This is a genomic window from Kitasatospora sp. NPDC096204 (genome assembly GCF_044763205.1).
Lineage (GTDB): Bacteria > Actinomycetota > Actinomycetes > Streptomycetales > Streptomycetaceae > Kitasatospora.
Map to the genome: position 1 here is coordinate 124,831 of NZ_JBIWFT010000002.1, position 25,626 is coordinate 150,456.

General features: G+C 74.5%; 24 protein-coding genes and 1 pseudogene. 14 read left to right on the forward strand and 11 right to left on the reverse strand.

The window, feature by feature from the left end; genetic code table 11:
- Positions 1-117 precede the first annotated feature (117 nt).
- The 4 genes and pseudogenes from ACIQ87_RS02335 (at position 118) to ACIQ87_RS02350 (ending at position 3,732) form a co-directional block, all read left to right on the forward strand.
- Positions 118-1,191, forward strand: a complete 1,074-nt coding sequence (locus ACIQ87_RS02335; protein ID WP_402400303.1) for an enoyl-CoA hydratase/isomerase family protein — start codon at positions 118-120, stop codon at positions 1,189-1,191.
- Between the two features lie 38 nt (positions 1,192-1,229).
- On the forward strand, positions 1,230-1,895 hold the full coding sequence (locus ACIQ87_RS02340) for a GntR family transcriptional regulator (RefSeq protein ID WP_402400304.1): 666 nt from the start codon (positions 1,230-1,232) through the stop codon (positions 1,893-1,895).
- A 130-nt stretch (positions 1,896-2,025) separates the two neighbouring features.
- A pseudogene (locus tag ACIQ87_RS02345) lies at positions 2,026-2,740 on the forward strand (pyruvate dehydrogenase (acetyl-transferring), homodimeric type); the annotation flags it as partial.
- A 206-nt stretch (positions 2,741-2,946) separates the two neighbouring features.
- On the forward strand, positions 2,947-3,732 hold the full coding sequence (locus ACIQ87_RS02350) for an enoyl-CoA hydratase (protein ID WP_402400307.1): 786 nt from the start codon (positions 2,947-2,949) through the stop codon (positions 3,730-3,732).
- Positions 3,733-3,906: 174 nt separating this feature from the next.
- Here the strand turns inward: ACIQ87_RS02350 and ACIQ87_RS02355 are convergent, their stop codons facing one another.
- The gene (locus ACIQ87_RS02355; protein WP_402400309.1) at positions 3,907-5,727 is read right to left on the reverse strand and encodes an NAD-binding protein; all 1,821 of its coding nucleotides are present in this window, start codon (positions 5,725-5,727) and stop codon (positions 3,907-3,909) included.
- 255 nt (positions 5,728-5,982) lie between these two features.
- Here ACIQ87_RS02355 and ACIQ87_RS02360 point away from each other — a divergent pair, with 255 nt between their 5' ends.
- Positions 5,983-6,582, forward strand: a complete 600-nt coding sequence (locus ACIQ87_RS02360; protein WP_402400312.1) for an HdeD family acid-resistance protein — start codon at positions 5,983-5,985, stop codon at positions 6,580-6,582.
- Positions 6,583-6,699: 117 nt separating this feature from the next.
- Here the strand turns inward: ACIQ87_RS02360 and ACIQ87_RS02365 are convergent, their stop codons facing one another.
- The 3 genes from ACIQ87_RS02365 to ACIQ87_RS02375 form a co-directional block, all read right to left on the reverse strand.
- Positions 6,700-7,347, reverse strand: a complete 648-nt coding sequence (locus tag ACIQ87_RS02365) for a DUF6461 domain-containing protein (RefSeq protein WP_402400315.1) — start codon at positions 7,345-7,347, stop codon at positions 6,700-6,702.
- A gap of 46 nt (positions 7,348-7,393) precedes the next feature.
- A complete protein-coding gene (locus ACIQ87_RS02370; protein ID WP_402400318.1) occupies positions 7,394-8,854 on the reverse strand; it encodes a CoA transferase in 1,461 nt (486 codons plus the stop codon).
- A 94-nt stretch (positions 8,855-8,948) separates the two neighbouring features.
- Positions 8,949-9,578 carry a LysE family translocator gene (locus ACIQ87_RS02375; protein ID WP_402400321.1) on the reverse strand — a complete coding sequence of 210 codons (630 nt, stop codon included), beginning with the start codon at positions 9,576-9,578 and terminating at the stop codon, positions 8,949-8,951.
- A gap of 162 nt (positions 9,579-9,740) precedes the next feature.
- Here ACIQ87_RS02375 and ACIQ87_RS02380 point away from each other — a divergent pair, with 162 nt between their 5' ends.
- Together ACIQ87_RS02380 and ACIQ87_RS02385 are read left to right on the forward strand one after the other, a co-directional pair.
- Positions 9,741-10,199: an Lrp/AsnC family transcriptional regulator gene (locus ACIQ87_RS02380; protein ID WP_402400324.1), complete on the forward strand. Its 459-nt coding sequence runs from the start codon at positions 9,741-9,743 to the stop codon at positions 10,197-10,199.
- Positions 10,200-10,254: 55 nt separating this feature from the next.
- Entirely contained in the window at positions 10,255-10,962 is a 708-nt protein-coding gene (locus tag ACIQ87_RS02385) for an N-acyl homoserine lactonase family protein (protein WP_402400327.1), read from the forward strand.
- Between the two features lie 107 nt (positions 10,963-11,069).
- Here the strand turns inward: ACIQ87_RS02385 and ACIQ87_RS02390 are convergent, their stop codons facing one another.
- On the reverse strand, positions 11,070-12,257 hold the full coding sequence (locus tag ACIQ87_RS02390; protein ID WP_402400906.1) for a cytochrome P450: 1,188 nt from the start codon (positions 12,255-12,257) through the stop codon (positions 11,070-11,072).
- Between the two features lie 884 nt (positions 12,258-13,141).
- Here ACIQ87_RS02390 and ACIQ87_RS02395 point away from each other — a divergent pair.
- Entirely contained in the window at positions 13,142-14,077 is a 936-nt protein-coding gene (locus ACIQ87_RS02395; RefSeq protein WP_402400330.1) for a hypothetical protein, read from the forward strand.
- A gap of 318 nt (positions 14,078-14,395) precedes the next feature.
- Here the strand turns inward: ACIQ87_RS02395 and ACIQ87_RS02400 are convergent, their stop codons facing one another.
- Positions 14,396-14,662: a zf-HC2 domain-containing protein gene (locus tag ACIQ87_RS02400; protein WP_402400332.1), complete on the reverse strand. Its 267-nt coding sequence runs from the start codon at positions 14,660-14,662 to the stop codon at positions 14,396-14,398.
- A 16-nt stretch (positions 14,663-14,678) separates the two neighbouring features.
- On the opposite strand from ACIQ87_RS02400, the gene ACIQ87_RS02405 reads away from it, so the two are divergent.
- The 4 genes from ACIQ87_RS02405 (at position 14,679) to ACIQ87_RS02420 (ending at position 19,423) form a co-directional block, all read left to right on the forward strand.
- Positions 14,679-15,281, forward strand: a complete 603-nt coding sequence (locus ACIQ87_RS02405; protein WP_402400335.1) for a sigma-70 family RNA polymerase sigma factor — start codon at positions 14,679-14,681, stop codon at positions 15,279-15,281.
- Positions 15,282-15,546: 265 nt separating this feature from the next.
- Positions 15,547-16,866: an MFS transporter gene (locus ACIQ87_RS02410; RefSeq protein ID WP_402400338.1), complete on the forward strand. Its 1,320-nt coding sequence runs from the start codon at positions 15,547-15,549 to the stop codon at positions 16,864-16,866.
- A 119-nt stretch (positions 16,867-16,985) separates the two neighbouring features.
- Positions 16,986-18,323 carry a cytochrome P450 gene (locus tag ACIQ87_RS02415; RefSeq protein ID WP_402400340.1) on the forward strand — a complete coding sequence of 446 codons (1,338 nt, stop codon included), beginning with the start codon at positions 16,986-16,988 and terminating at the stop codon, positions 18,321-18,323.
- Between the two features lie 122 nt (positions 18,324-18,445).
- Positions 18,446-19,423 carry an L-tyrosine/L-tryptophan isonitrile synthase family protein gene (locus ACIQ87_RS02420; protein WP_402400343.1) on the forward strand — a complete coding sequence of 326 codons (978 nt, stop codon included), beginning with the start codon at positions 18,446-18,448 and terminating at the stop codon, positions 19,421-19,423.
- Here ACIQ87_RS02420 and ACIQ87_RS02425 read toward each other — a convergent pair.
- The 4 genes from ACIQ87_RS02425 to ACIQ87_RS02440 form a co-directional block, all read right to left on the reverse strand.
- Positions 19,417-19,758, reverse strand: coding sequence for a hypothetical protein (locus tag ACIQ87_RS02425; RefSeq protein ID WP_402400345.1), 342 nt, complete (start codon positions 19,756-19,758; stop codon positions 19,417-19,419). The genes ACIQ87_RS02420 and ACIQ87_RS02425 overlap by 7 nt on opposite strands.
- Positions 19,759-19,942: 184 nt before the next feature.
- Complete coding sequence (locus ACIQ87_RS02430) at positions 19,943-20,743, reverse strand: ABC transporter ATP-binding protein (protein WP_402400348.1); 801 nt, start codon at positions 20,741-20,743, stop codon at positions 19,943-19,945.
- Entirely contained in the window at positions 20,740-21,828 is a 1,089-nt protein-coding gene (locus tag ACIQ87_RS02435) for a FecCD family ABC transporter permease (protein ID WP_402400350.1), read from the reverse strand. Before ACIQ87_RS02435 ends, ACIQ87_RS02430 begins: the two co-directional genes overlap by 4 nt.
- A gap of 3 nt (positions 21,829-21,831) precedes the next feature.
- A complete protein-coding gene (locus ACIQ87_RS02440) occupies positions 21,832-22,932 on the reverse strand; it encodes an ABC transporter substrate-binding protein (protein ID WP_402400352.1) in 1,101 nt (366 codons plus the stop codon).
- Positions 22,933-23,224: 292 nt separating this feature from the next.
- Here ACIQ87_RS02440 and ACIQ87_RS02445 point away from each other — a divergent pair, with 292 nt between their 5' ends.
- Both ACIQ87_RS02445 and ACIQ87_RS02450 read left to right on the forward strand, forming a co-directional pair.
- Positions 23,225-24,046, forward strand: coding sequence for a helical backbone metal receptor (locus ACIQ87_RS02445; protein WP_402400355.1), 822 nt, complete (start codon positions 23,225-23,227; stop codon positions 24,044-24,046).
- 57 nt (positions 24,047-24,103) lie between these two features.
- The gene (locus ACIQ87_RS02450) at positions 24,104-25,135 is read left to right on the forward strand and encodes a transglycosylase SLT domain-containing protein (RefSeq protein ID WP_402400358.1); all 1,032 of its coding nucleotides are present in this window, start codon (positions 24,104-24,106) and stop codon (positions 25,133-25,135) included.
- Positions 25,136-25,222: 87 nt separating this feature from the next.
- Here ACIQ87_RS02450 and ACIQ87_RS02455 read toward each other — a convergent pair.
- On the reverse strand, positions 25,223-25,626 hold a 404-nt coding region (locus tag ACIQ87_RS02455; protein WP_402400361.1), incomplete at its 5' end, for a hypothetical protein.

The following is a 25,626-nucleotide window of genomic DNA, read 5'->3' on the forward strand; positions in this document are numbered from 1 at the left end:
CACACCCGCCCAGGCCCACGCGGCCCGGCGATCAGGACTCCCCACCGCCCCGGTACGGTGGACGCCAGGATTCCGGCAGGGCCAGGTCGACATCGCCGAGGGACGGGAGCGGACCCGATGGACACAGAGGTGGCGGAGGTCCGGGCGTTCCTGGACGGCGGCGTCGGACGGCTGGTGCTGAACCGTCCACGGGCGCTCAACTCGCTGACCCACGGCATGGTCACCGCCCTGCGCTCCACCCTGCACGACTGGGCCGCGGACGACCGGATACGCGCCGTCGTGCTGACCGGCGCGGGCGAGCGCGGCCTGTGCGCGGGCGGCGACATCCGCGCGATGCACGACGACGCCAAGGCGGGCGGGGCCGGCACCCGGGCGTTCTTCCGCGACGAGTACCGGCTGAACGCGCTGATCGCCCGCTACCCGAAGCCGTACGTCGCGGTGATGGACGGCATCACCATGGGCGGAGGCGTCGGCGTGTCCGCCCACGGCGCGGTGCGGATCGTCACCGAGCGCTCCACCGTCGCGATGCCCGAGACCCGGATCGGCATCGCCCCGGACGTCGGCGGCAGCCGGCTGCTGGCCCACGCCCCGGGCGAGTTGGGCACCCACCTCGGTCTCACCGCGGCCGCGATGGGCCCGGGCGACGCCCTGCTGTGCGGGTTCGCGGACCACTTCGTGCCCTCGTCGCGCATCGCGGAGCTGCTGGACGCCCTGGGCCGGAACACCGCCACGGCGACCGGGGGCGGCACCGCCGAGGTGGCGGCCGTCGTTGCCGCGCACGCCGAGCCCGCTCCGCCCGCCGCACTGGCCGGCCGGCGCGCCTGGATCGACGCCTGCTACGCGGCCGACACGGTCGAGGAGATCGTCGAGCGGCTGCTGAACTCCGGTGTCCCGGAGGCGAAGGAGGCCGCGGAAGCCCTCCTGTCGAACTCCCCCACCGCCGTCAAGACCACCCTGGCCGCACTGCGCCGCGCCCGCGCGCTCCCCTCGCTGGAGGCCGTGCTCGACCAGGAGTACCGGATCTCCTGCGCCGCGCTGGAGGGCCACGACATGGTCGAGGGCATCCGGGCGCAGGTGATCGACAAGGACCGCGCCCCCCGCTGGCGGCCCGGCACGCTCGCCGAGGTGACGGAGGCGGACGTCGCCCGCTTCCTCGCCCCGCGCGAGGGCGACGAACTCGGCCTGGCCTGACCCCCGCCCCTCCGCCACCGGCACACCTGGAGCCCGCCATGAACCACCCGGCCCCACCATCGACCCCGACCGGGGACACCGACCCGCTGTCCCGGGTACCGCTGGGCGAGCAGGTGCGCGAACTGCTGCTGGAAGGCCTGCTGAACGGCCGCTGGCAACCCGGGGACCGGATCGTCGAACGGCGCCTGGCGGCCGAGTTGAACGTCAGCCAGGCACCGGTCCGCGAGGCACTGCGCGCGCTCCAGACCCTCGGGCTGCTCGACGCCGAGCCCAACCGGGGTGTGCGGGTGCGGGCGATCGGCCCGGCCGAGCTGCGCGAGGTCTACCAGGTGCGGGCCGCGCTGGAGCGGCTGGCCGCCGAGGCGGCGGTGGTCCGACTGGCCGGGGACACCACCGCCCTGGAGCGGCACGCCGAACGGATGGCGGAGGCCGCGGCCGCGGGCGACGCCCTCGGCCAGGCCCGGCACGGGGTGGCCTTCCACCGCGAAATCGTGGCCGCCTCCGGCAACGGGACGCTGTTGCGCAGTTGGGAGGGCCTCGGGGTCGAGGTGTGGACGGTGCTGTCGCTGCACCGCGTCCGGCCGGAGCTGCACGAGAACGCCTCCGACCACCGGCCGCTGATCGAGGCCTTCCGGCGGCAGGATCCGGCGGTCGGCGAGCTGCTGGCCGAGCACGTCCTGGAGTACGCCCGGCACTCCGACTGAACCACCCCCGCACAGGAACATTTTTCCGCATTCCGGAATAAGGACCCTGAAGCGCACCCGCAAAGGGGAACCCCCGTGTCCCAGCTCGGCCGGCTTCCCGACCAGGACCCCGAGGAGACCGCGGAGTGGCGCCATGGCGACCAGGGGCAACCACCGCGGCGGCCTGGGCGGGCACATGGCCACCTACGCCTCCGCCGCCTGGCTGTACGAAGTCGGCTTCCAGCACTTCTTCCGCGGCAAGGACGCCGACGGCTCCGGCGACCAGCTGTACGTGCAGGGCCACGCCGCCCCCGGCGTCTACGCCCGCGCGTTCCTGGAGGGCCGGATCCCCGAGGCCCGGCTGGACCGCTTCCGCCAGGAGGTCGGCGGCGAGGGCCTGCCCTCCTGCCCCCACCCGCGCCGGCTGCCCTGGTTCCGGGAGTTCCCGACCGTCTCGATGGGCCTCGGGCCGCTCTCGGCGATCCACCAGGCCCGGTTCAACCGGTACTTGACCGCACGCGGGATCAGGGACACCTCCGGCTCGCACGTGTGGGCCTTCCTCGGCGACGGCGAGAGGACGAGCCCGAGGCCACCGCCGCGCTCGCCCTGGCCGCCCGGGAAGGGCTGGACAACCTCACCTTCGTCGTCAACTGCAACCTGCAGCGCCTCGACGGGCCGGTGCGCGGCAACGGCAGGATCGTGCGGGAGCTGGAGCACCGGTTCCGCGCGGCCGGCTGGAACGTCGTCAAGTCGCTGTGGGCGAGGCCTGGGGCGAGCTGCTGGCCCGCGACACCACGGGTGCACTGGTCCGTCGGCTGGGCGAGGTGCCGGACGGGCAGTTCCAGACGGCGCTGGCCGCGCCGGCCCGCCGGGGCGGGATCGGGGCGGAGACGGTACGGCGGGCCGCGGAGCGCTACGGCGGCCGCTTCCGACCCACATGCGCACACCCCTCCACCGACTGGTGACCGGCGTCTCGCATACCAAGACTGGCGCGAGGCGGGGCGCGTCGTAGATCGTTGGGTGGTCAGGCGCGCCCACGGGCGCCGAGCAGCGGAAATGGGAGTCGACGGCGATGACCGAGACCGAGACCTACGAGACGATCCTGGTCGAGCGCAAGGGGCGGGTGGGGCTGATCACGCTCAACCGGCCCAAGGCGCTCAACGCGCTCAACACCCGACTCATGAACGAGGTGGTCGCCGCCGCGACCGCCTTCGACCGGGACCCGGAGATCGGCTGTCTGGTGATCACCGGCTCGGAGAAGGCCTTCGCGGCCGGCGCCGACATCAAGGAGATGCAGGGCAACCGCTTCCCGGACGTCTACCTGGACGACTGGCTGGGCCCGTGGGACCGGCTCGGCGCCCTGCGCAAGCCGGTGATCGCGGCGGTGGCCGGGTTCGCGCTGGGCGGCGGCTGCGAGCTGGCGATGCTGTGCGACATCCTGCTGGCGGCGGACACCGCGAAGTTCGGGCAGCCGGAGATCAAGCTCGGCGTGATCCCGGGCATCGGCGGCTCGCAGCGGCTGACCCGCGCGGTCGGCAAGGCGAAGGCCATGGAACTGTGCCTGACCGGCCGGATGATGGGCGCCGAGGAGGCCGAGCGGGCCGGCCTGGTCTCCCGGATCGTCCCGGCGGACCAGCTGCTGTCCGAGGCGCTGGCCACCGCGGAGACCGTCGCGGCGATGTCCACCCCGGCGGCGATCATGATGAAGGAGAGCGTCAACCGCGCCTTCGAGACCACGCTCGCCGAGGGCGTGCGCTTCGAGCGCCGGCTCTTCCACGCGGCCTTCGCCACGGCGGACCAGAAGGAGGGCATGGCGGCCTTCGCCGAGAAGCGCCCGCCGGAGTTCCAGAACCGCTGACGACGAGGCGCGGCCGCGGGGAGCGGCCGGGCGGGGCGCGAAGGACGGACGACGGATGACAGCTGACAGATTTCAGATGTTGAAATCTGTCAGCTGAACTCCGTCCGCCGGCCGCTGTCGACTGTCAGCCGTCATCCGTCCGCCGGCCTACCTGTCCCTTCTTCGCCGCCGCGCTCAGTCCTCCTCCACCGCCACCGTGTTCAGCCGGGCCAGCCCACTGCGGGTGGCGGCGACGACGATCTGGTCACCCGGGGCGAGCCGCCGGGTGCGGTCGGGGAAGTTCCACTGCAGCTGCCCGCCGTGGGCGAAGCGCACGGCGATCACCCGGACGCCGCCCGGGTCCTCCAGGTCGTGCCGGTTGAGCCCGATCAGCCCGCTGCCGTCCTCCACCTTCAGCTCGGCGATCAGCAGCACGTGCCGGAGCACCGACAGCGTCCCGCGCACCTCGCGTCCCATCAGCGCCGCCGCGAAGGCGGGCGCGGCCAGGTAGGACACCGACCGGGAGGCCGCGTTGTCCAGCGTCTTGTAGAAGTGGCCGGCGAAGTCGTCCTCGAACAGCCGCACCACCACCCGGATCTCGGGATTGCCGTGGCGCGCCTCCAGGGCCGCCTCCAGGTTGGTGGCGTCGTCCCCGCTGACCGCGACCAGCGCCCGGCTGTGCTTCAGCCGGGCCCGGCGCAGCTGCTGCTCGAACGGCCCGTCGCCCATCACCACCGGGATGCCCAGCGCCCGTACGGCGGCGATGCCGCGCGCCTGGGGGTCCCGTTCCATGCAGACCACCGGCACGCCCATGTCGTGCAGCTGGGTCGCGACCCGGGTGCCGACGTTGCCGAGGCCGACGACGATCACGTGGTCCCGGGTGCCCGCCCCGGGGTTGCGCGGCTGTCCGCGCCGACCGGAGCCCAGCACCTCGACCGCGATGGCGGTGGCGACCGGCGCGAAGGTGATCCCGCAGATGGTGATCACCACTTGGGCGACCCGCTGCCAGAACCCTCCGGTGCCCGTCCCGGCGGAGATGTCGGCGAGCTGGTCCGGCTGGGCGGCGCCGGCCAGGTCGAGCAGCGCGATGTAGACGGTCCAGCCGAAGTTCCGGTTGAGGTACCAGAGCACGCCGAAGGCCAGCAGCACCGCCGCGAGGGCGGTGAGCAGCACCAGCCGCATCCGGGCGCTGGTGAAGAAGCGCATGGTGTCGAGCAGCCGCCAGCGCAGCCGTCGCATCCAGTCGATCGGCTCCCGGGGCTCGATCCGCAGCACCTGGAGCGCAGCCCGGCCGCCGGGTTCCCGCGTCGCGGCGGGGTCGCCCGTCGGGGCCGGTTCGCGCCGTACGCCACCGGGACGGATCGGCCCGTCGTCTCCGAACTCGCTGGCGAGGCGGACGAATTCGGCCGAGTCGCCCTGCTGTTCGGGCAGCAGCCGGATCCTGCCGAGGTCCTGCCGGTCGATCTGGTCGGCGACCACGCAGATCCGGTCGGAGGTGATGTCGTCGTCGAACGCGATGTGCAGGTAACGCCCTTCGATCTCCACCGAGTTGGGCCGGTCGAGCGCCGCGGAGGCGAAGGCCGGAGCGGCGGTGGCGGAACCGGAGAGCGCGGCACCGTTCTTGAGCAGTCGTTCGATGTTCTCGCCGAGCCGCTGGTTGAACATCCGGAACACGATGCGGATGTCCGGATTGTGGTTCTGGGCGCTGAGCGCGGCGTGGATGTTCTCCTGGTCGCTCCCTTCGACCAGGGCGAGACCGCGCGCGGTGCCGATGGACACCGCGCGCAGTGCCTCCTCGGTGACGCTGGCGTACTCCACGACGGCGGCGACGCCCGAGAGCTGCTCGATCTGCGGCGCGTGGTCGCGGGTTCGGTCGGCGACCAGGACGACGACCGGGACCTCGTAGTGCTCGACGAGTTCCAGGACCAGTCGGTGTGCCAGCGCGTTGCCCCCGCAGACGATGTAGTGCTGGCTGATCGGCTCGACCGGAGGGGTCCCCCACCCTTCAGAAGTCATACCGACGGACAATATCTACGGAAAGTGTCCGGGGGATGACGTTCCGGCGACCAAGGCGGATCCCCCGAACGGCCGTATCCGGCGTGCGGTCCGACCGTGGCGGCGGAGAGGCTGGGGTACGTTCCCTGCCCGCCAGCCGGCCGACCCGACCCGACCTGCCCGTCCTGCGTCACCCGACCGACGTGTCACCCGACCCAGCACGGTGCCCGTCACGCGTCACCCGTCGCCCGGCGTCAGCCCGAGGAGGACACCACCGTGGCCCCTCCGATCATCACCCCCGACGGCACCCCGGTCCAGGGTCCGCTCGGATTGCTCGCCAAGGCCGCCTGGCAGGTCCTGCTGGTCGCCGGGCTCGTCTCCCTCGCCCTCGGGATCGTGGTCTTCGCCTGGCCCCGGGAGACGCTCCTGGTGGTCGGCGTGCTGTTCGGCCTCTACCTGCTGGTGATCGGCATCGTGCAGCTGGTCGCCGCCTTCGGCACCCACACCACCACCGCGCTACGGGTGCTGGCCTTCATCAGCGGTGCGATCTGCGTCCTGCTGGGGCTGCTCTGTTTCCGCAGCGCGGCGCAGTCGCTGCTGCTGCTCGCGCTCTGGATCGGGATCGGCTGGCTGTTCCGCGGCATCACCCAGATCGCCGCCGCGATCTCCGACCCGCTGATGCCCGCCCGCGGCTGGCAGGCCTTCGCGGGCGTGGCCAACACCCTGGCCGGCGTGCTGCTGATGGTGTGGCCGACCGGGTCGATCACCGCACTGGCCATACTGGCCGGGTGCTGGCTGGTGATCCTCGGCCTGATCGAGATCGTGACGGCGTTCCAGGTCCGCCGCCAGGCCAAGGAGATCCCGGCGGGGGTCTGACCGCCCGCACCGGTGCGCCGGGGCCGTGTCCCACGAGGGCACGGCCCCGGCGCCGGGCTGGGCGGCTCAGTGGGCCGGGGGGCTCAGCGAGCGGAGCTGCTCGGGGTGCGGAGCGGCTCAGGGGTGCGGGTGCGGGGCGTAGCCGATCCGGAAGGTCGCGGCCTCCAGCCGTCGCGGGTCGAGCCGGACGTCGGTGAGCCGCTCGGCGAGCGCGAACGCGGCCTCGGTGTGCAGTGTGAACTCCCGCGACTCCAGCTGGAAGCCGCAGTCGGCCAGCAGCTGGGGGATGCCCGGGGCCTCGGCATCCGAGCCGTTCCGCTGGTCGGGGAAGAGCGGCTCGAAGTGGAGGCGCTGGATGCCGTGCTCCCACCAGTGGAACTTGTCCACCGCGTTGACGTTGCGGAAGTGCGAGACCAGCCGGACACCCGCACCGAGCCGGGCGATCACCTCGTGCAGGCAGCCGAGGTAGCCGTTCGGCTCGATGGCGACGGCCCAGCCGTCGAGTTCGGTGACGGCGACGAACAGCCGGTCGTCTTCGGCTTCGTCCTCGCCGTCCTCCTCGTCCTCGCCGTCCTCGCCGTCCTCGAAGGCGCACCAGGCCTCGATCGCCTCGTCCAGCCCGGTCACCTCCCCGCCGGGCACCGCGTCGAAGCGGCGCAGCAGTTCCTCGGCGGAGATCCCCTGGACCTCGGTGAGGCAGTAGGCCTCCCGCAGGACGGGATAGTGCTGCCCGAACCAGGTGTAGTCGGTGGCGTGTGCGGTCATGACGGCGATGCTGCCAGAGGCCTCGGACAGTGTTCGCCCGCGGGCGTCAGAGCCAGACCGGCTCGTCCGTCCCCCAGCGCCCGGGCGGGCGCGACCAGTCGGCGGGCGCCCCCTCGTACCCGATCGGTGGCAGGGCGTGGCGCAGTCGCCCGTACGCGGAGTCGGTCTCGGCGAGCCACCGGGAGGGGTCGTACGGCTCGGGCGAGGCGGTGTGCGGTGCTTCCGGTTCGATGCCGTGGAGCAGCCAGGAGGCCGTGCCGGCGAGGGAGAAGCGCAGGTGGCGGCCGCCGGGGCGGCGGGTGCGCTGGTCGACGAGGGAGCGCAGGACTCCGGCGGCGATGAGGTAGCCGGTGCCGTGGTCGAGGGCCTGGGCGGGCAGCACGCCGGGGCGGCCGTCGGGGTCGGTCGTGTCGACGGCCTCGTGGGCGGCGATGCCGACGCCCACCTGGACCAGGCTGTCGAAGCCGCGCCGTCCCGCCCAGGGGCCGGTCCAGCCCCAGGCGCAGAGCTGGGCGAGGACCAGGTCCGGGCGGCGGGCGAACAGTGCCTCGGGGCTGAGGCCGTGGGCGTCGAGGGCGCCGGGGCGGTATCCGGTGACGACGGCGTCGGCGGTGGCGAGCAGGTCCTCGAAGACGGCGCGGTCGGCCGGCGTGGCGAGGTCGAGGCGGGTGGAGCGCTTGCCGAAGCCGGTGTCGGCGTGGGCGTCATCGGCCTCGGGCAGCCGCGGCGAGTCGACGCGCAGGACGTCGGCGCCGAGCAGGGCGAGGGTGCGGGTGGCGACCGGTCCGGCGATCACCCGGGTGAGGTCGAGGACCCGGATCCCGGCGGCGGGCCGGTCCACCGGGGCCGTGTCGAGCGGGCGGGCCGGTGCGGCCCCTGCCGTGGTCCCGACCCCGGCGGTGGCTTCGACCTCCAGGTGCTCCACGAGGGGGTGCATGGTCGGGCTCACCGGCGCGACAGCCACCGCGAGCGCTCCCGCCTCGTACGCGCGCTCCTGGATCCGCTCGGCCGGCAGCCTGCCGAGCACCTCGGCGAGTTGCTCGGGCCCGGCGTCGGCGGCGAGGCCGAGGGCGGAGAGCAGCCGGGTGCGGTGGTGCGGGTAGTTGGCGTGGGTGCGCACCCAGCCGTCGGCGGTGCGCCAGAACCCGGAGTGCGGGGCGAAGGTGACGGGCGTACGGCCGTCGACCGTCAGGTGCCGCTCGCTGACGAAGGCGGTGGCGACCGCCCCCTGGTCCACCCGGACGGCGGGGACGGGAACGCCGGTGCGGTGGGCCGCGAGTTCGGCGGCGGCCAGCGAGCAGACGGCCACGGTGGCCCGGGCGAGCCGGCGCACCGGGAGACCGGAGGGCAGGACGTCCTCCGGCCCGTGGAAGGCCACCCGCTCCAGCAGCTCGGGCGGTCCGCCGAGAGCCGCCCAGGCGTGGGCGGTCGGGCGGTCGACGGACCCGGTGGTTCCGCCGGGTCCGGTGGTTCCGGCAGGTCCGGTCGTTCCGGTGGTTCCGGACACTCCGGCGGTTCGGGTCGCTCCGGCGATTCCGGTCGCTCCGGCAGTTCCCTCTGGCAACGGACGATCAGTCATGCCGGGAATTGTGCTCCCGTTCTCAGGCGGTCGCCGTGACGCCCGCCACCAGCATCAGCAGCACCGCCGAGACCACGGTCATCCGGCGGGCCGCCCGCGGGCTGCCGCCGAAGCGGCCGCCGAGCCGCCCGCTGGCGTGCGCGACCAGCCCGTACACCACGGCGCAGGCGAGCACGTTGAGCGAGCCGAGTACGAGCACCTGCCCGCCGACCGGCAGCGCGGCGTCCGGGTCGACGAACTGCGGCACCAGGGAGAGGTAGAGCAGCAGCCCCTTGGGGTTGAGCAGCGCGGTCAGCATGCTCTGACGCAGCACCGTCGCGGTGGGCTGCGGCTTGGGCTCGGCCAGGGCGGAGGAGCCCCCGCCCTTGCGCAGCGCCATCAGCATCATGACGGCCAGCACCAGCAGGTACGCGGCGCCGGTGAGGCGCAGCACGGGCAGGGCGGCCGGGACGGCGCGCAGCGCGGCGGCGAGGCCGGCGCTGGACAGCAGGGTGTGGACGGCGTACCCGGCGCAGACCCCGCCGACCGCGGTCAGCGCGGCGCGGCGTCCCTGGCCGAGGCCGCGGGCGGCGATGTAGAGCCAGTCGGGGCCCGGGGTGCAGACCAGCAGGAGGTCGACTCCGAGGAAGAGGAGGAGGGCGTGGGTGTCCATGGACGTGGGCGTGGCCTGTCGTGCTCGTCGCGGTGCGGCCCGGCGGTCGGCCGGTTCGGCCCGGCAGTCGGCCGGTGCGATCACTGAAGGTAGCCGGATCGGGCTGGCACGCGATGGCGACTTCGCGCTGGTCGGAGCGGTGTTTTGGCAGAATGTTGCGCCATGGACCGAATCGACCGCAGGATCCTCCGCGAGCTCCAGCAGGACGGGCGCTTGACCAACACCGAGCTGGCCTCCCGGGTGGACCTCACCCCCTCCCCCTGCCTGCGCAGGGTCCGCCAGCTGGAGCAGGACGGCGTGATCCGCGGCTACCGGGCGGTGCTGGACGGCGCGGCGGTCGGGCGCGGCTTCCAGCCCTTCGTCACGATCACCATGCGTCACGAGGACCAGGTGACGGTCGCTGAGTTCGAGCGCCGGGTGGCCGAGCTGCCGGAGGTGGTGGAGGCGCACCGGCTCTTCGGCGAGCCGGACTACCTGCTGCGGATCGCGGTGGCCGACATAGCCTCGTACGAGCGCTTCATCACCGACGTGCTCTCCGGTCTGCCGGGCATCGCCCAGGTCAACTCCCACCTGACGATGAAGCAGGTGAAGGCCGACCGGGGGCTGCCGGTCGGCGGGTAGGGTGCGAACCGGGGGCCGTGCGGCCGCCCGTACGGGCAGAGCGACGCACTGCGACATGGGGGCTGAATTGCGCGTGATCCGCCGTCTCGAACTGGGGTACATCATCCGGCCGGCCGCCGAGGTGGGCGGCCCGGAGCCGCGCGTGGAGCCGGTGCTCGCGTACCTGGTCCGGCGTCCGGAGGGGCTGCTGCTGTTCGACACCGGGATCGGCGGCGGCGAGCCGGAGACCGAGGCGCACTACCGCCCGGTCCGCCGACCGCTGCCGGAGGCGCTCGCCGCGGCCGGGGTCTCCGTCGCCGACATCGACCTGGTGGTCAACTGCCACCTGCACTTCGACCACTGCGGCGGGAACCCGCTGTTCGCCGGCACGCCCGTCCTGGTCCAGGCGGGCGAGCTGGCCGCCGCCCGTCGCGGCGGGTACACCATCGACGCGCTGGTCGACTTCCCCGGTGCCGAGTACCGCGAGCTCGACGGCGAGGCCGAGGTCTGGCCCGGCGTCCGGGTGCTGCCCACCCCCGGCCACACCGGGGGCCACCAGTCGCTGCTGGTCGACCGGCCGGGCAGCGGGCCGGTCCTGCTGGCCGGGCAGGCGTACGACTTCGCCTCCGAGTACGGGCAGGCGCTGCTGGCCCGGCGGGCGGCGCTCGACGGCGTGGCCGCGCCGCTGCCCGGGTACCGGGCCTGGCTCGACCGGATGGCGGAGCACGCGCCGCACCGGGTGCTGTTCGCGCACGACCACGCCGTCTGCGAGCCGACCGACTAGCGGCGACTTCCTGCTGCCCGGGGCCCGGAACGACTTCGCGCTGCTCGGAGCTCCGAACGGCTTCGTCCCGCTCGGGGCCCGGGCGGCTTCGTCCCGCCCGCCGAACCTCAGAAGGTGAAGCGCAGCGAGCGGACCCGGTGGTCGAAGCTGGACGGGACGATCTGCGGCTCGCCGACCGACCGCGCCTCGGGCAGGCGGGTGAAGAGCTCGCGGAACAGCGCCGTCATCTCCTGCCTGGCCAGGTGCGCGCCGAGGCAGTAGTGCGGACCGCCGCCGCCGAAGCCGAGGTGGGAGTTGGGCGTGCGGGTGATGTCGAAGGCGTCCGGCTCGGGGAACACCTCCTCGTCGCGGTTGGCCGAGCCGTAGAACAGCGCGACCTTCTCGCCCGCGCGCAGCAGCGGGCCACCGGGGCCGCCCAGCTCGTGGTCGACGGCGAGGGTCCGGTTGAACTGGATGATCGGCGTCGCGTGGCGGACCATCTCGTCCACCGCGCCTTCGAGTCGCCCGTCGAGGTCCTCGAGCAGCAGGGCGCGCTGCTCGGGATGGGTGGTCAGCAGGTGCAGGCCGTGGGCCAGCGCGTTGCGGGTGGTCTCGACCCCGGCGACCAGCAGCAGGCTGAAGAAGGCGCCCAGCTCCCGACCCGTGAGCCGGCGGCCGTCCACGTCCGCCGTGACCAGCGCGGAGATCAGGTCGTCCTCCGGCCGGCGGCGGCGCCGGCGGCCGATCCGGGCGACGATGCCCTGCATCCGGGCGAGCGCCCGCAGCCCGCGCCCGGGCACCCTGAGCCGACGGCGCAGCGGGCGGGCCACACCGATGTCCTCGGAGCTGCGGTTGACCAGGTCGAGGATGACGCGGCGCTGCCGCTCCGGGATGCCCATCATGGTGCAGATCACCTGGAACGGGAGCTCGGCGGCGACCGCGGCCACGAAGTCCTCGGGCCGCTCCCGCTCGATCCGGTCGACCAGCTCGGTGCTGATCCGTCGGACGTCCTCCTCGACCCGGTCGAGCAGCCGCGGGGTGAACGCGCGCGAGACGATCCGGCGCAGCTGGGCGTGACGGGGGTCGTCCAGGTTGACCATCGAGTCGCCGAACAGCAGCCGGACCCAGCGCGCGGGGACCGGGGTGGTCACGCCGGGGCCGCTGAGGAAGACGGCGGGGGTGCGGCTGGCCTCGACGACGTCGGCGTGGCGGACCAGGGCGTGGAAGCCCCGGCCGGTGGCGCGGTCGCCGAAGAACACCGGGGCGGGGCGGCTGCGCAGCTCGGCGAATGCGGCGGCACGGGCGGGGGCGGGCAGCTGCCAGAAACGGGGGTCGGCGAGGTCGGCGCCCTCGGGCGGGGCGGAGGCCTCCTCCGGGTTCGCGGACGCGGGCGCGGCGGACGGGTCGGCCGTGTCGGCGGGGGCAGCGGAGTCGGCGGCTGGCTCGGCTGCGTCGGCGGTCAGCTCGGCTGCGTCGGCAGGGACCGCGGCCTCGGCCGCGTCGGTGGGGGCAGCAGGGTCGGCGGGCGCGGTGGCCTCAGCTGAGTCGGCCTGTGCTGCGGACTCGGCCGACTCCTTGGCTTCGGCCGGTTCCGCGGCTTCGACCGTCTCCGCAGCATCGGTCGTCCCGGCGGAGTCGGTCGTCCCGGCGGTGTCGGTCGTCCCGACGGGTTCGGCCGACCCGGCGGCCTCGACAGCTGCGGCCGGCTCGGCGGCGACGGCCCGCTCCCCGCGGTCCGCCGCTTCGGCCGGGGCCTTCGCCTGTTCCGGGACCTTCGCCCGCTGCGGGACGGTCGGCTCCGCGGGGGCAGCGGACTCGGCACTGTCGGCAATGGGCGCCGAGGCATCCGTTGTATCCGTCGGGGTCTCCAAGACCGGACCTCCTGCTTGCTGGGCGGCATCATTCACGTACACACCGTGCTGGACTGTGCACATTAAGTGAGCATGGGGATACGTGCTGTCAAACCGCCCCGATGGTCGTACGAGCAGCTGTTCGGTTCAGCCCGCCGGGCCGACGGGCCTGGCCCGGCCGCGATCGGGCGGAGCCGCGGGCGGGTCTCGGGCGCTCCCGGGCGCTCCCGGACGGGGTCGCGGAGCAGCTCTCGGGCAGGGGTGCGGGGCGGCGGCCGGGCATGGTCTCACGGCATAGAACCAGCCATCACCGGAGGGTGCGGTACGGACCGGGCGGGGCGGGTGCGACGATGAGTGCCATCGTGATGACCGACCGGATCCGCCTGCTGCGCGCCGCGGTCTTCGCCGCGCTGTGCGTGGCGATGGCCGCCACCGCGCACGTCGCCATGGCCGGATCCGGGGTCTCGCCGACGGCCCTGGCCGGCGGCTTCGGGGCGGTCCTCGGACTGACCTGGCTGCTCGCCGGGAAGCGGCGCGGGCTCGGGGTGATCAGCCTCTGGATGGTCGTGGCGCAAACCGCGCTGCACCAGCTGTTCGAACAGGCCGGGGCGATCACCCGAGGCGGCGGCGGTCTGGGCCGGCTCGCCACCACGGACTGGGCCGCACTCCTGCTCTGCAATCCCGACCGGGCGCCCGGCGGGCTCTCCCCCGTCGAACTGGCGCGGATGGCGGGCATCGACCCGGACGTCCCACCGGCCGCCGGCAGCCTGCGACCGACAACGGTGCCGCGCCACGGGGCCCCCGGCACCGCGGGCACGGACACCGACCTGCCGGGGATGACCGGGACGGCCGGAATGCCGGGGATGCCAGCCGGGCAGCACGTGATGCCCGAGGGCACGTTCCACGGCGCCGGGTCGTACGGCCCGGCGCAGGATCTGGTGAGCGCGCCCGCGCACGGACCGGCGCACGACATGGCGCACGGGATGTCCCACGGCATGTCGCCGGGGATGACCGCCGCCCACGTGCTCGCCGCGCTGGCGTGTGCGCTCCTGCTCTGGCGCGGTGACGCGGCGCTGGTCCGGCTCTTCGAGCTGCTCGGCGCGCTCGGCGCCGTGGTCGCGGGGGCCCTGCCGCTCCCACTGTTGGCGCTCTTCGCGCGCCCCTTCGGCTACCGGGCCCCGGCCCCGCCGCGCCCGGCCGACGACCGGGCCCGGCCACCCCGCTCGGTGCTGCTGACGCATGCCGTGGTCCGGCGCGGGCCACCGGCGTTCGCCCTCGCCTGCTGACGCGCCCGCCGCCCCCTCTTCCCGCTCCCGGCCACTTCCGGTCGCCGGGGGGACTCTCGCGACGGGCAGGTCGCCCTGCCGTACGGCCGCGCCTCGTGCCGTCGTGCCGCCAGGGTGCGGGCCCGCGTCCGCCGCCGCGCTTCCCCAGGGGACCCGGCGTGCCGCGCGGCTGCCCATGGACGCCGGCGGTGCCGCGCTGCGCGGCACCGCTCCCGCCTTCCCCCTCGGGACCTTCCCATGCCTGACTTCCACGGCGGACCGGCTGCGGCCGGCGCCACCGCCCCGCCCTTGCCGCTCCTGCGGGCTCGCCGACCGCGCCTACTGCTCGGCGACCTGCGGGCCGTCCGGAGCGCGACCTCCCGGCCGGTCCTCGCCCAGCCTGGCCAGCAGTCGGGCCGACCACTCGGGCGAGGGCCCGTCGGCGATGCCCGCCCGTACCCGGCCGCGCAGCCGTTCGGCCCGGTCCAGCCACTCCCGGCAGCCGGCGCAGCGCGCGACGTGCTTGTCCAGCCGGATCTCCGGCAGGCCGCTCGGTTCGCCGTCGAGCCGGGCGGACAGAGCGGTACGAAACTGCGCGCATCTCATAGGACCATCGTCCCGCATGGCCGTGGCGCCGGGACCAGCCAGGCGGGGGGCCACCGTGGATGACGAACAGCTCACCGCGCTGGCACTGACCGCCCGCTCCGGACGGGCGGCGGACGTCGAGGCCTTCGTCCGGGCGACCCAGCGGGACGTCTGGCGCTTCGTCGCCCACCTGACGGACGTGCAGTCCGCCGACGACCTCGCACAGGAGACCTTCCTGCGCGCGTTGCGCGGCCTGCCCGCGTTCGCGGGGCGGTCCTCGGCCCGTACGTGGCTGCTGTCGATCGCCCGGCGCACGGTGATCGACCGGTACCGGATGGCCGCCGCCCGGCCGCGTTGCGCCGCACTGCCGGACTGGCAGGAGGCGGCGGAGCGGCAGATCGGCGTGCCGACGGCCGGGTTCGAGGACGGCATCGCGCTCGGCGACCTGCTCGACCGGGTGCCCGCCCAACGGCGGGAGGCCTTCGTACTGACGCAGGTGGTCGGCCTGAGCTACGCCGAGGCGGCCGAGGTCGCCGGCTGCCCCGTCGGGACTGTCCGCTCCCGGGTCGCCCGGGCGCGGGAGGAGCTGGTGGCACGCCTGCGCGCCGCCGAGGCCGGGGAACTCGCGACCGCCTGCTGAACGGCGGGTGACGGAGAACAGATGACGGATAACAGATGACAACTTTCGAAATCTGTTATCCGTCATCTGTTCGCTGAAAGCCGTCGACCGTCGACCCCCCGGGAAGAAATCCCTCAAGTGTTCGGAACTGGAGCCCCCGTGCCACCGACTGCTGTACCGGACCCCGCCGCCGAGGCGGTGTCCGGTCCGGCAGCACGGGAGACGGAGGCACTTCGTGACAGCACAACCAACCCCGGCCGCCCCATTCCTGACTGAACGTCAGCCCGTGGTCGACCGCTGGAGCCTGGTCGTAGCCGCCGGCCTGCTGTCGTTCGTCGCGATGCTCGACATGAACGTGGTCAACCTCGCGCTCACCGACATCTCGGCCGGCCTGCACGTCTCCCCCGGGGTCGCCCAGTGGGCCGTCCTCGGGTACCAGCTCCCGCTCGTCGCCCTGCTGTTGCCCGCCGGGCGGTGGCTGGATCAGGTCGGCACCCGCTCGGCCCTGTTGTTCGCCGTCGGCGGCTTCGCCCTGTGCAGCGTGCTGGCCGCCTGCGCCCCGTGGGCCGGTTGGCTGATCGCGGCCCGGATGCTCCAAGGCTCCTTCGGGGCCGTGCTCTTCGTCCTGATGCCGGTGCTCGCCGCGACCTCCGTCCGGCCCGAGCTGCGCGGCCGGGCGATGAGCGTGCCCGCGACGCTCGGTCCGCTCGGCGCCGTCACCGGGCCGGTGGTCGGCGGTCTGCTGCTGGACCACCTGGGCTGGCGGGTGATCTTCCTGGTGAAGCTGCCGGTCTGCCTGGCCGCCGTCCTGATCGTGTGGCGCCGCGCCCCGCGTCGCGGCGGGCTGCGGCCGCCCGACCGGTCCTCGCTCGGCGACGCCGGGCTGATCGGCGCCGCCGTGGCCGCCGTCCTGCTCGGGCTCACCCTGGCCCCGCAGGCGCCGGGGTGGCTGCTGCTCGCCCTGCCCGCCGTGCCGCTGGTGCTGCTCTGGCTGCGCCGCCCGGGCGGGCGGCCGGTGGCCGAGGTGCTGCGGGCCGCCGGGACCGCCGGGGTCAACGCCTCGGTGCTGGCGCTCGCCGCCGGCTTCGCGGCCTGCCACTACCTGCTCGCCCAGCACCTGCGCGGCCCCCGGGGCGAGAGCGCCACCGCCACCGCGCTCACCATGCTGGCGTTCCCGCTCGGCATGGTGCTGGCCGGCCGGGTCGGCGGCCGGCTGGCCGACCGCTGGGGTGCCCGCCCGACCGCGCTCACCGGCGCCGCCGTCACCACCCTCGGTCTGACCCTGCTCGTCCCGCTGGACGCCGGTTGGTCCGCCCCCGAGATCGCCGCGCGACTCGCCCTCGCCGGTGCCGGGATGGGCCTCAACGGCGGCCCCACCCAGGCCCTGGTGATGTCCGCCTCCCCGCCCGGGAAGCTCGCCACCGCCGGCTCCGCCGTCCAGCTCGCCCGCAGCCTCGGCTTCGCCCTCGGCCCGGCCCTCGCCACCGCCGCCGCCCTGGCCGGCGGCCGCACCGTCACCGGGGCCCGCACCGGGATCGCGCTGGCCGCACTGGTCGCGGCCACCGCCGTCGCCCTGCTCGCGCTGCACCGCCGCCCCACGCCCTGACCGCTCCACGCCCTGGCCCGCGCCAAGCCCCCGCGCCACACCACACTCACCGCACCGCGACACCGCGCCCCGAACCACCCCGCACGACCCCCGACCCGCACCGCACCGAAGGATCCCCGATGACCGAAACGATCCCCGGCCCGGCCTCCGCCGCCGACGACGACGCCCCGGGCTGCCCGTACGGGTACGACCGGCTCCCCTCCCCCGTCCCGCTGTACGGCCCGGCGTACAAGCGCGACCCGTACCCCCTCTACCAGCGGATGCGCGAGGCCGGGCCGGTGCACCGGGTGGAGTTCCCGAGCGGCATCCACGCCTGGCTGGTCACCGGCTACCGGGCCGCCCACGCGGCCCTCAACGACCCCCGCCTCGGCAAGAACCACGCGCTGGGCAACGACAACTGGCGCCGGCTCGCGTCGATCATGCCCGAGCCGCAGCACTCCCAGCTCCAGGTCCACCTGCTCCACCAGGACCCGCCCAAGCACACCTCGATGCGTCGGCTCGTGCTGGACGCCTTCGCCCCGCGCCGGGTGGAGTCGCTGCGCCCCCGGTTCCGGGAGCTGGCCGACGCGCTGGTGGACGAGCTGCCGGAGTCCGGCGGCGCGGACCTGGTGGCCGGCTTCGCTGCCCACTACCCCTTCCGGGTGCTCGCCGAAGTCATCGGACTGCCGCCCGAGTTGGCGGAGCGCTTCGACCGGGACTGGGGCAAGGTGGTCGCGCCGGTCGGCCCGCAGGACCCCGGCCGTCCGGCGTACGAGGCGCGGCTGCGCGGCCTCCAGACGTACATCGCCGACGTCGTCGCCCGCAAGCGGACCGACTGCCGGGAGCCCGACTGGGCGGCGCGGGAGGACCTGCTGGGCCGGCTCGTCGCCGCCCATGACGCGGGCGAGTTGAGCCGCGCCGAGCTCGACTCGATGGTGTTCCAGCTGCTCGTCGCCGGGCAGGAGCCGGTGACCAACCAGATCACCACCATGCTGGTCACCCTGCTGCGCCACCCCGATCAGCTCGCCCGGCTGCGCGAGGGCGTCGACGAGCCCGGCCGGCTCGCCCGGGCGGTGGAGGAACTGCTGCGCCACGACGCCGCGTTCGAACTCACCACCTGGCGGTTCTTCGCCGAGGACAGCGACCTGTTCGGCACCACCGTCCCGGCGGGCGACTCGGTGATCGTCTCGCTCTGCGCCGCCAACCGCGACGGGGCACAGTTCCCCGGGCCCGACCACCTCGACCTCGACCGCACGCCCAACGCCCACCTGGCCTTCGGCCACGGCATCCACTTCTGCCCGGGTGCCGCGCTGGCCCGGGCCGAACTCCAGATCGCCCTCGCCACCCTGCTCACCCGACTGCCCGGCCTGCGCCCGGCCGAGGCGCCCGGCGACGGCCTGGCGGACCTGACCTGGGTCCCCGCCGTCCTGGCCCGCGGGGTGAGCCGGCTGCCGGTCGCCTACGACCACCGCCGCTGACCCCGGACGCGTCCCGCCACCCGGCTCCACCCGCCCGGAGCCGCCCCCGCCCCCGCACCCCGCACCCCGCACCCCGCACCCCGCACCCCGCACCCCGCACGACCTTCCCTGGAGGACCTGCCATGCCGCCCGTCGGCACCGCCCCTGCCGTCATCACCCCTGGCGCCCCCGACGCCCCCGGTACCCGTGCCGGCGCCACCGCCCTCGCCGCCCGCATCCTCGGCCTGCTGCTGCCCCACCGTCGCGCCTCGGACCCGGAGTTCGACGCCGGCCCGGAGCACTTCCCGCTCCAGCTGGCGCAGTTGGCGGACTTCATCACCGCCGGCGAGCCGATCGTCCTCACCCTGCCCGGCTTTCCCTGCAAGTCGCCGAACCCGGCGAAGGTGCTCGGACATCTGCCGGACGAGGGCGAACGGCTGTCGCTGACCTTCCTCGACGGGCTCTGCGCCGAGATCGGCCGCCTTCACGCGCCCGGCGCCCGCATCCTGATCTGCTCGGACGGGCACATCTTCGGCGATCTGATCAACGTCCCGGACGACCACATAGACGCCTACTCGGACGCCCTGACCGCGATGATCGCCCACGAGGGCCTCTCCCACCTCGACACCTTCGACCTGCGGGCCGTCCTCGGCGACCTCCCGTACGACGAGAAGCGCGCCCGGGTACACGCCCGGTACGCGCCGAGCGTCGAGGAGTTGCGCGAGCAGGTGCTGACCGAGGAGGAGACCCTGCGGCTCTACCGGGGCATCACCCGCTTCCTCACCGAGGACACCATCGGCTTCACCGGTACCCGTTCCGCCCTCCAGCGGGAGTGCCGCCGCCGCGCCTACGGCGTCATCCAACGCAGCCGTGCCTGGGGCGAGTTGATCGCCGAGCACCACCCGCGCGCCGTCCGGCTCTCCATCCACCCGCAGCCGGCCGGGGCGTCCAAGTTCGGCATCCGACTGCTGGCGTCCGCCGACGTCTGGACCACGCCCTGGCACTCCGCGGTGCTCCACCGCACCGGCGGTGACCGGGAGTTGCTGCGCAATGACGAGGCCGCCCGGATCGGCCGACTGGTGCTGCGGGACGGCAGGCCGAGCCACTACGAGGGCTACTGAGGCACGCCTCGCCCGCCCACGCGGGCCGGGTGGCACCGAGGCCGACCCCCTGGTGCCACCCGGCCCCGCTCTCGACCATGCCGCCGCCCACGCCGCCCCCAGCCCCTGTCCCCGGCCCTGACGCGGATCCGGTCGACGGGCGGCAGGACGGTCGGCATCTCGTCGGTGACCCAGGCGTACTCCAGCGCCGACAGGGTCGTGCCGCCCTCGGCCCACACCAGCAGCTCGCCGACGTAGTCGCCGGAGCCGTCGTGGACGGGCGCGTCGACCGACAGGGGCACGGACGCCGGGGCGGGGTCACGCTCCAGCCCGCGCACCCTCAGGTCGACGCTCACCGACCCGGCGCCCCGGACGACCGTCACCTCCGCCCGGAGTCGTCGAGCGGACGGGGTTCGACGGGGATGACGGCCATGGGCCCATCGTCGCGGACCGGCCCAGCGCAGGTCGGCCCAGCGCCGGTCGGCTCAGCGCAGAACAGCTCAGCGCAGGTCGGCCCAGCGCAGGTCGGCTCAGCGCCGGTCAGCGAACGGGAGCGGCGGCCGGGTCCGCCGCCGGAGCTCGGTGGTCGAAGGCGATCAGCGGGTCACCGGTGAGCGGGTGTTCGACCACCGCCGCCCGCACCCCGAAGACCTCGGCCAGCAGCCCGGCGGTCAGCACCTCGCGCGGCGCCCCGGAGGCCACCAGGGCGCCGCGGTGCAGGACGTGCAGCCGGTCGCAGACCGAGGCGGCGGCGTTGAGGTCGTGCAGGGCCACCAGGGTCGTCCGGCGCTGCTCCCGGAGCAGGGCCAGCAGTTCGACCTGGTGTCTGACGTCCAGGTGGTTGGTCGGCTCGTCCAGCACCAGGACGTCCGGCTGCTGGGCGAGCGCCCGGGCCAGCAGCACCCGTTGCCTCTCCCCGCCGGACAGTTGGGCGAAGCGGCGGTCGCCGGCCTCGGCCATGCCGACCCGGTCCAGCGCCTCGGCCGTGATCAGGTGGTCCTCGGCGTCGTCCGCCGCGAAGGCCCGCTTGTAGGGCGTGCGGCCCATCGCGACCACCTCGCGGACGCTCAACTCGAAGTCCCCGCCGCGCTCCTGGGGCAGCGCCCCGATGTGCCGGGCGGACTGCGCGGGCCGCAGCTCCGCCAGGTCCCGCCCGGCCAGCAGGACCCGGCCCGCGCTGGGCCGCAGGTGCCGGTAGACGGTGCGCAGCAGGCTGGACTTGCCGCTGCCGTTGGGCCCGACCAGTCCGGCGACCTCTCCCTCCTCGGCGATCAGGTTGGCCCCGGCCAGCACCGTCCGGCCGGCCAGGGCGACGCTCAGGTCCTCGACGGCGATCCTCAACTGCGCTCCAGTCGTCGGTCCAGCAGGTAGAGCAGGGTGGGGGCGCCGAGGACGGCGGTGACCACGCCGATCGGCAGTTCCTGGCCGTCCAGGGCGGTGCGGGCCACGGTGTCGACGACGACCAGCAGCAGCGCCCCGGTCAGCGCGGACAGTGGGAGCAGCCGGCGGTGGTCGCCGCCGAGCAGCAGTCGGCACACGTGCGGCACCATCAGTCCGACGAAGCCGATCGCCCCGGAGACGGCGACCAGCACCCCGGTGAGCACGCTGGTGACGACGAAGACCTCTCGGCGCAGCCGGGCGACGTCCACGCCGAGCCCGGCGGCCGTCTCGTCGCCCATCAGCATCGCGTTGAGCCCCCGGGCGCGGGCCTGGAGCAGTGCCAGTCCGAGCGCCACGGCGACGGTGGGGAGGGCGAGTTGGGCCCAGACGGCGCCGCCGAGGCTACCCATCAGCCAGAACAGCACGCCTCTGGTCTGCTGCTCGTCGCGGGTCTGCAGGACGAGGTAGCTGGTGATGCCGCCGAGGAACTGGGCGATGCCGATGCCCGCGAGGACCAGGCGCAGCGGGGAGAAGCCGCCGCCGCGCCGGGCCATCAGCCAGACCAGCGAGAACGCGGCGAGCGCGCCGGCGAACGCCGCCAGGGAGACGGTGAGGCCGAGCGCGCTGCCGAAGGAGAGCTGGAGACCGAGGGTGGTGCCGAGGACGATCGCGGCGACCGCGCCGAGCGAGGCGCCGGAGGAGATGCCGAGCAGGTAGGGGTCGGCGAGCGGGTTGCGGACCAGGGCCTGTACGGCGGTGCCGACCAGGCCGAGTCCGGCGCCGACCACGGCGGCCAACAGGGCGCGTGGGACGCGCAGTTGCCAGACGATGAGGTCGCGGGTGCCGGGTTCGGGGGCCCGGCCGGTGAGCCGGCGGGCGACCACCGACCAGACCTCGCCGGGCGGGACGTCCACCGAGCCGAGTGAGACGGCGGCGGTCAGCGCGAGTACCAGGGCGGCGGTGAGGGCGGCGGCCAGCGGCCCGGCCCGCAGGGTGCGGGCCGGGCGGGTGTCGCCGCGCTCCTTCCGGGTGGTGGCCGAAGTCACCGGCTACTGCCCGTTCTTGGCGAGGTCGGGGATCTTGACCAGGTCCGGGTGGACGGTGGCGGCGATCTGCCGGACGGCGTCGGCGTTGCGGACCCCAGCGATGGTGGTCACCTCGGAGCCGAGCCGCACGAAGTGCCCCTCCTGGACGGCCTTCAGGCCCTGGGTCGCGGGAAAGTTCTTCAGGAAGGCCTCGGCCTCGTCGAAGGCCTTGCGGGTGGCCTCCTCGCTGCCCCGGTTGCGCACGGCCAGCTGGATCCAGTCCGGGTTCTTGGCGACCACGTCCTCCCAGGAGCCGGGCTTGAAGTCGGCGTCGCAGTCGGCGAACACGTTGCGCGCCCCGGCCTGGCTGATCACGGCGTTGGCGACCTGTCGGCCGCAGACCGCCACCGGCTGCTTGGTGCCGGCGTCGAAGTCGAAGACGAAGTAGCTAGGCCGCTGTTCCTCCGGTACGGCGGCGAGCGCGGTGCGGACCTCGCCGAGCTGCTTCTCCATCCCGGTGACCAGTTCCTCCGCGCGTGCGGCGGTTCCGGTGACGGCGCCGAGCCGGCGGACGTCCTCCTCGATCCCGGCGAGGTCGGTGCGCGGTGCCTTGGGGGCCTTCGGCGTCCCGGCGCAGGCGGTGGAGAGCAGGTAGACGTGCTGGATGCCGGCCGCCGCGTACTCCTCCTCGCTCGGTCCGGTGGCGCCGCCGCCCATCATCGGCATCGCGCCGAAGGTGTCCACGTAGAGGTCTGCGCCGGAGCCGAGCAGCTTCTCCTTGGCTATGCCCTTGTCCCCGAGTGCCGGCACCTTGGCGCCCTGCTCGGCGAGGTCGGCGGGCAGGGTGCCCTTGCCGGGCGGGAAGCCGGTGCCGATCACCCGCTCCCCCGCGCCGAGTCGGAGCAGCAGTTCCAGGCTGGCGGCGTTGCTGGTGACGATCCTGGCGGGCGCTTTGGCGATGGTGGTCTCCTTGCCCGCGCAGTCGGTGACCTTGACGGGGAATCCACCACCGGGGGCGGGCTGGACGGTGACGGAGGCGCTCTGCCCGCTCCCGGTCCCGCTTCCGCAGGCCGTGGCGAACAGGGCGACGGCGGCCGCGATTCCGCAGACGACGCGAGGGCGCATGACAACTCTCTCCTGGTCGGTGATCGTGCTCGGTGCTCGGTACTTGGTGCTTGCGTGTTCGGTGCTTGGTGCTTGGTGCTTGGTGCTTGCGTGCCTGGTGCTTGGTGCTTGCGTGCCTGGTGTTCGGTGCTTGGTGCCTGGCGTTCGGTGCGTGGTGCTCGTGCGTGCCGAGGGCCCGTGCTGCGGACCCGGACCAGGTAGTCGGACGGCCGGGGCGGCCGGTTCCCCGCGATTCGTGACCGGTCGTCGCCGGCGCGCCCCCTCGCCGAGGAGCCGGACGTAGGCTGGCCGGATGGCCGCCCCCACCGCCCCGCGCGACGACCTCGACCTCCCCGTCCGGCTCGGGCCGCGCCCGCCCCGCCGGGTGGTCTCGCTGGTGCCCTCGCTGACCGAGGCGGTCGCCGCCACCGCGCCCGGGCTGCTGGTCGGCGCCACGAACTGGTGCAGCCACCCCGCCGGCCTGTCCGTCACCCGGGTCGGCGGCACCAAGAACCCTGACGTCCCGCGCGTCCTCGCGCTCGCACCGGACCTCGTCCTCGCTAACAACGAGGAGAACCGGCGCCCCGACCTGGACGCGCTGCGGGCGGCCGGCGTCCCGGTCTGGGTCACCGACATCCGCACCCTGGACGACGCCTTCCGCTCCCTCGACCGGCTGCTGACCACCGCCTGCGGGCTGACCCGCCCGGCCTGGTTGGACGAGGCGGAGGCGGCCTGGGCCCCCGTCGGCAGCGGTGGCACTCCTCCGGACGCCGACGGCCCCCGGGCCGTCGTGCCGATCTGGCGCCGCCCTTGGATGGTCCTCGGGAGCGACACCTTCGCCGGGGACCTGCTGCGCCGGCTGGGCCTGCGGCTCGTCCACGCCGACCACCCCGAGCGCTACCCCGCCGTCCCGCTGTCCGAACTGATCGCCTGTCGGCCGGAGTTGGTGGTCCTACCGGACGAGCCGTACCGGTTCACCGCCGAGGACGGCCCGGAGGCGTTCCCGGACACACCGGCGGCGTTGGTCAGCGGACGGCACCTGACCTGGTACGGGCCGTCGCTGGTGACCGCCCCGGCCGTGCTGCGGCAGGCCCTCGACCACCCACTCGATCCTGGCGGCGCGGGCACCTCGTAGGATGACCGCCACTCACCGGCGGCCCGCCGGTGACCAGTGGGGGGACCACATATGAGAATGAGCACGACCCGGCGGACCCTGGGCCTGGTGTCCGCCGCCGTCTCGGCCGCCGTCCTGGCCGGCTGCGGCACCGAACACGCCGACAGGAACCGGGACGCGTCGTCCGCCGGCACCCCGGTGGCCGCGAGCGCCTCGCCCGTCGCGACGCCGAGCGAGAGCCCGTCCGCGAGCACCGCGCCGAGCCCGACCGCCCCGGCGAGCACGAGCCCAGCCGCCACCCAGAGCCCGGGCGCCGCTCGGAGCACCGGCCCGGGCACCTTCGGAAAGCCCTCCGCGAACACGCAACCAGGCAGCACCGCCAAAGCCGGAGCCGGCGGCCTGCCCGCCGGAGTGACCACCCAGCCACCCGTCGTCAAGCCCGTCGTCGCGGCGCCGGTGCCGAGCGCCAAGCCCGGCCCGGTCGCGCCCCCGCCGCCGGCGCCCTCGACCCCGCACGTGCCCCCGGCGCAGAGCGGCTGCGCGCCCAGCAAGCCCCGACCGGACGAGGCCAAGGAGACCGTCGGCGCGGCGCTCGCGACGGCGGCCAGCCAGTCCCGGACACTCAGGCTCGGCACCGGCGGCACCGACCAGCTCCCGCCGCTGCCCGTCAACCTCGTCAAGGCGATCGCCTGGCAGGAAAGCGGCTGGCAGTCCGGCATCGTCGCCTGCGACGGCGGAATCGGCACCATGCAGGTCATGCCGAACACCGTCAGCTGGATGAACGGCAAGTTCGGCACCACCTCCGACCCCGCCGCCCTCGCAGGGAACGTCCAGCTCGGCACCCAGCTGCTCGACTGGCTCGTCGCCTACTACGGCGACTCCTCCTTCGGCGGCAAGTACGACCTCTCCCCCGACCCGGCCACCGGCAAGACGCCGCTGCTCGACCTGGTCGTCTCCGCGTACAACGCGGGCGCGGGCAACGTGCACTACAACGTCGTCATCGACCCGGCCACCGGCGAGGCCGTCGGCAGCCTGGCCATCCCCAACCCGGCGTACGTCGCCAACGTGAAGGCGCTGATGTCCAGCCAGCCGTGGAACAAGGCCGGCTGACGGAGGGCGCTGCTTCACCCCCGGAACACGACGGGGCCCGGGACGCGTGCTCGCGTCCCGGGCCCCCGGCCCTGCGGCCGTACGTCGTCAGCCGCGCGCGGCGGCGACGGCGGCGCCCAGCGCCTCCTTGATCCTGGGGCCGAGGCGGGCGAAGCCCAGCTCCTTCATGGCCGCCCGCAGCAGCTCCTCGTCGCTCCGCTCGACACCGTCACCGTCCACCCACCGCACGACGGCGAGCAGTTCCTCGGCGGAGTAGGCGGTCACGGGGCGACCGGGCGTGAAGTCCGGCTTCGCGGGACGGGCGTCGGCCTCCGGCTCGGCGGCGGGAGTCTCGGTGGCGGCAACGGGCTCCGTCTCGACGACCGGCTCGGGCTCCTCGGTGACGGCCTCCGGCGCGGTCTCGACGACCGGCTCCTCTTCCTCGACCACCGGCTCCGTCACCTCCACGGCAACGGCCTCGGGCTCGGCGACGGGCTCCTCGACGACGGTCT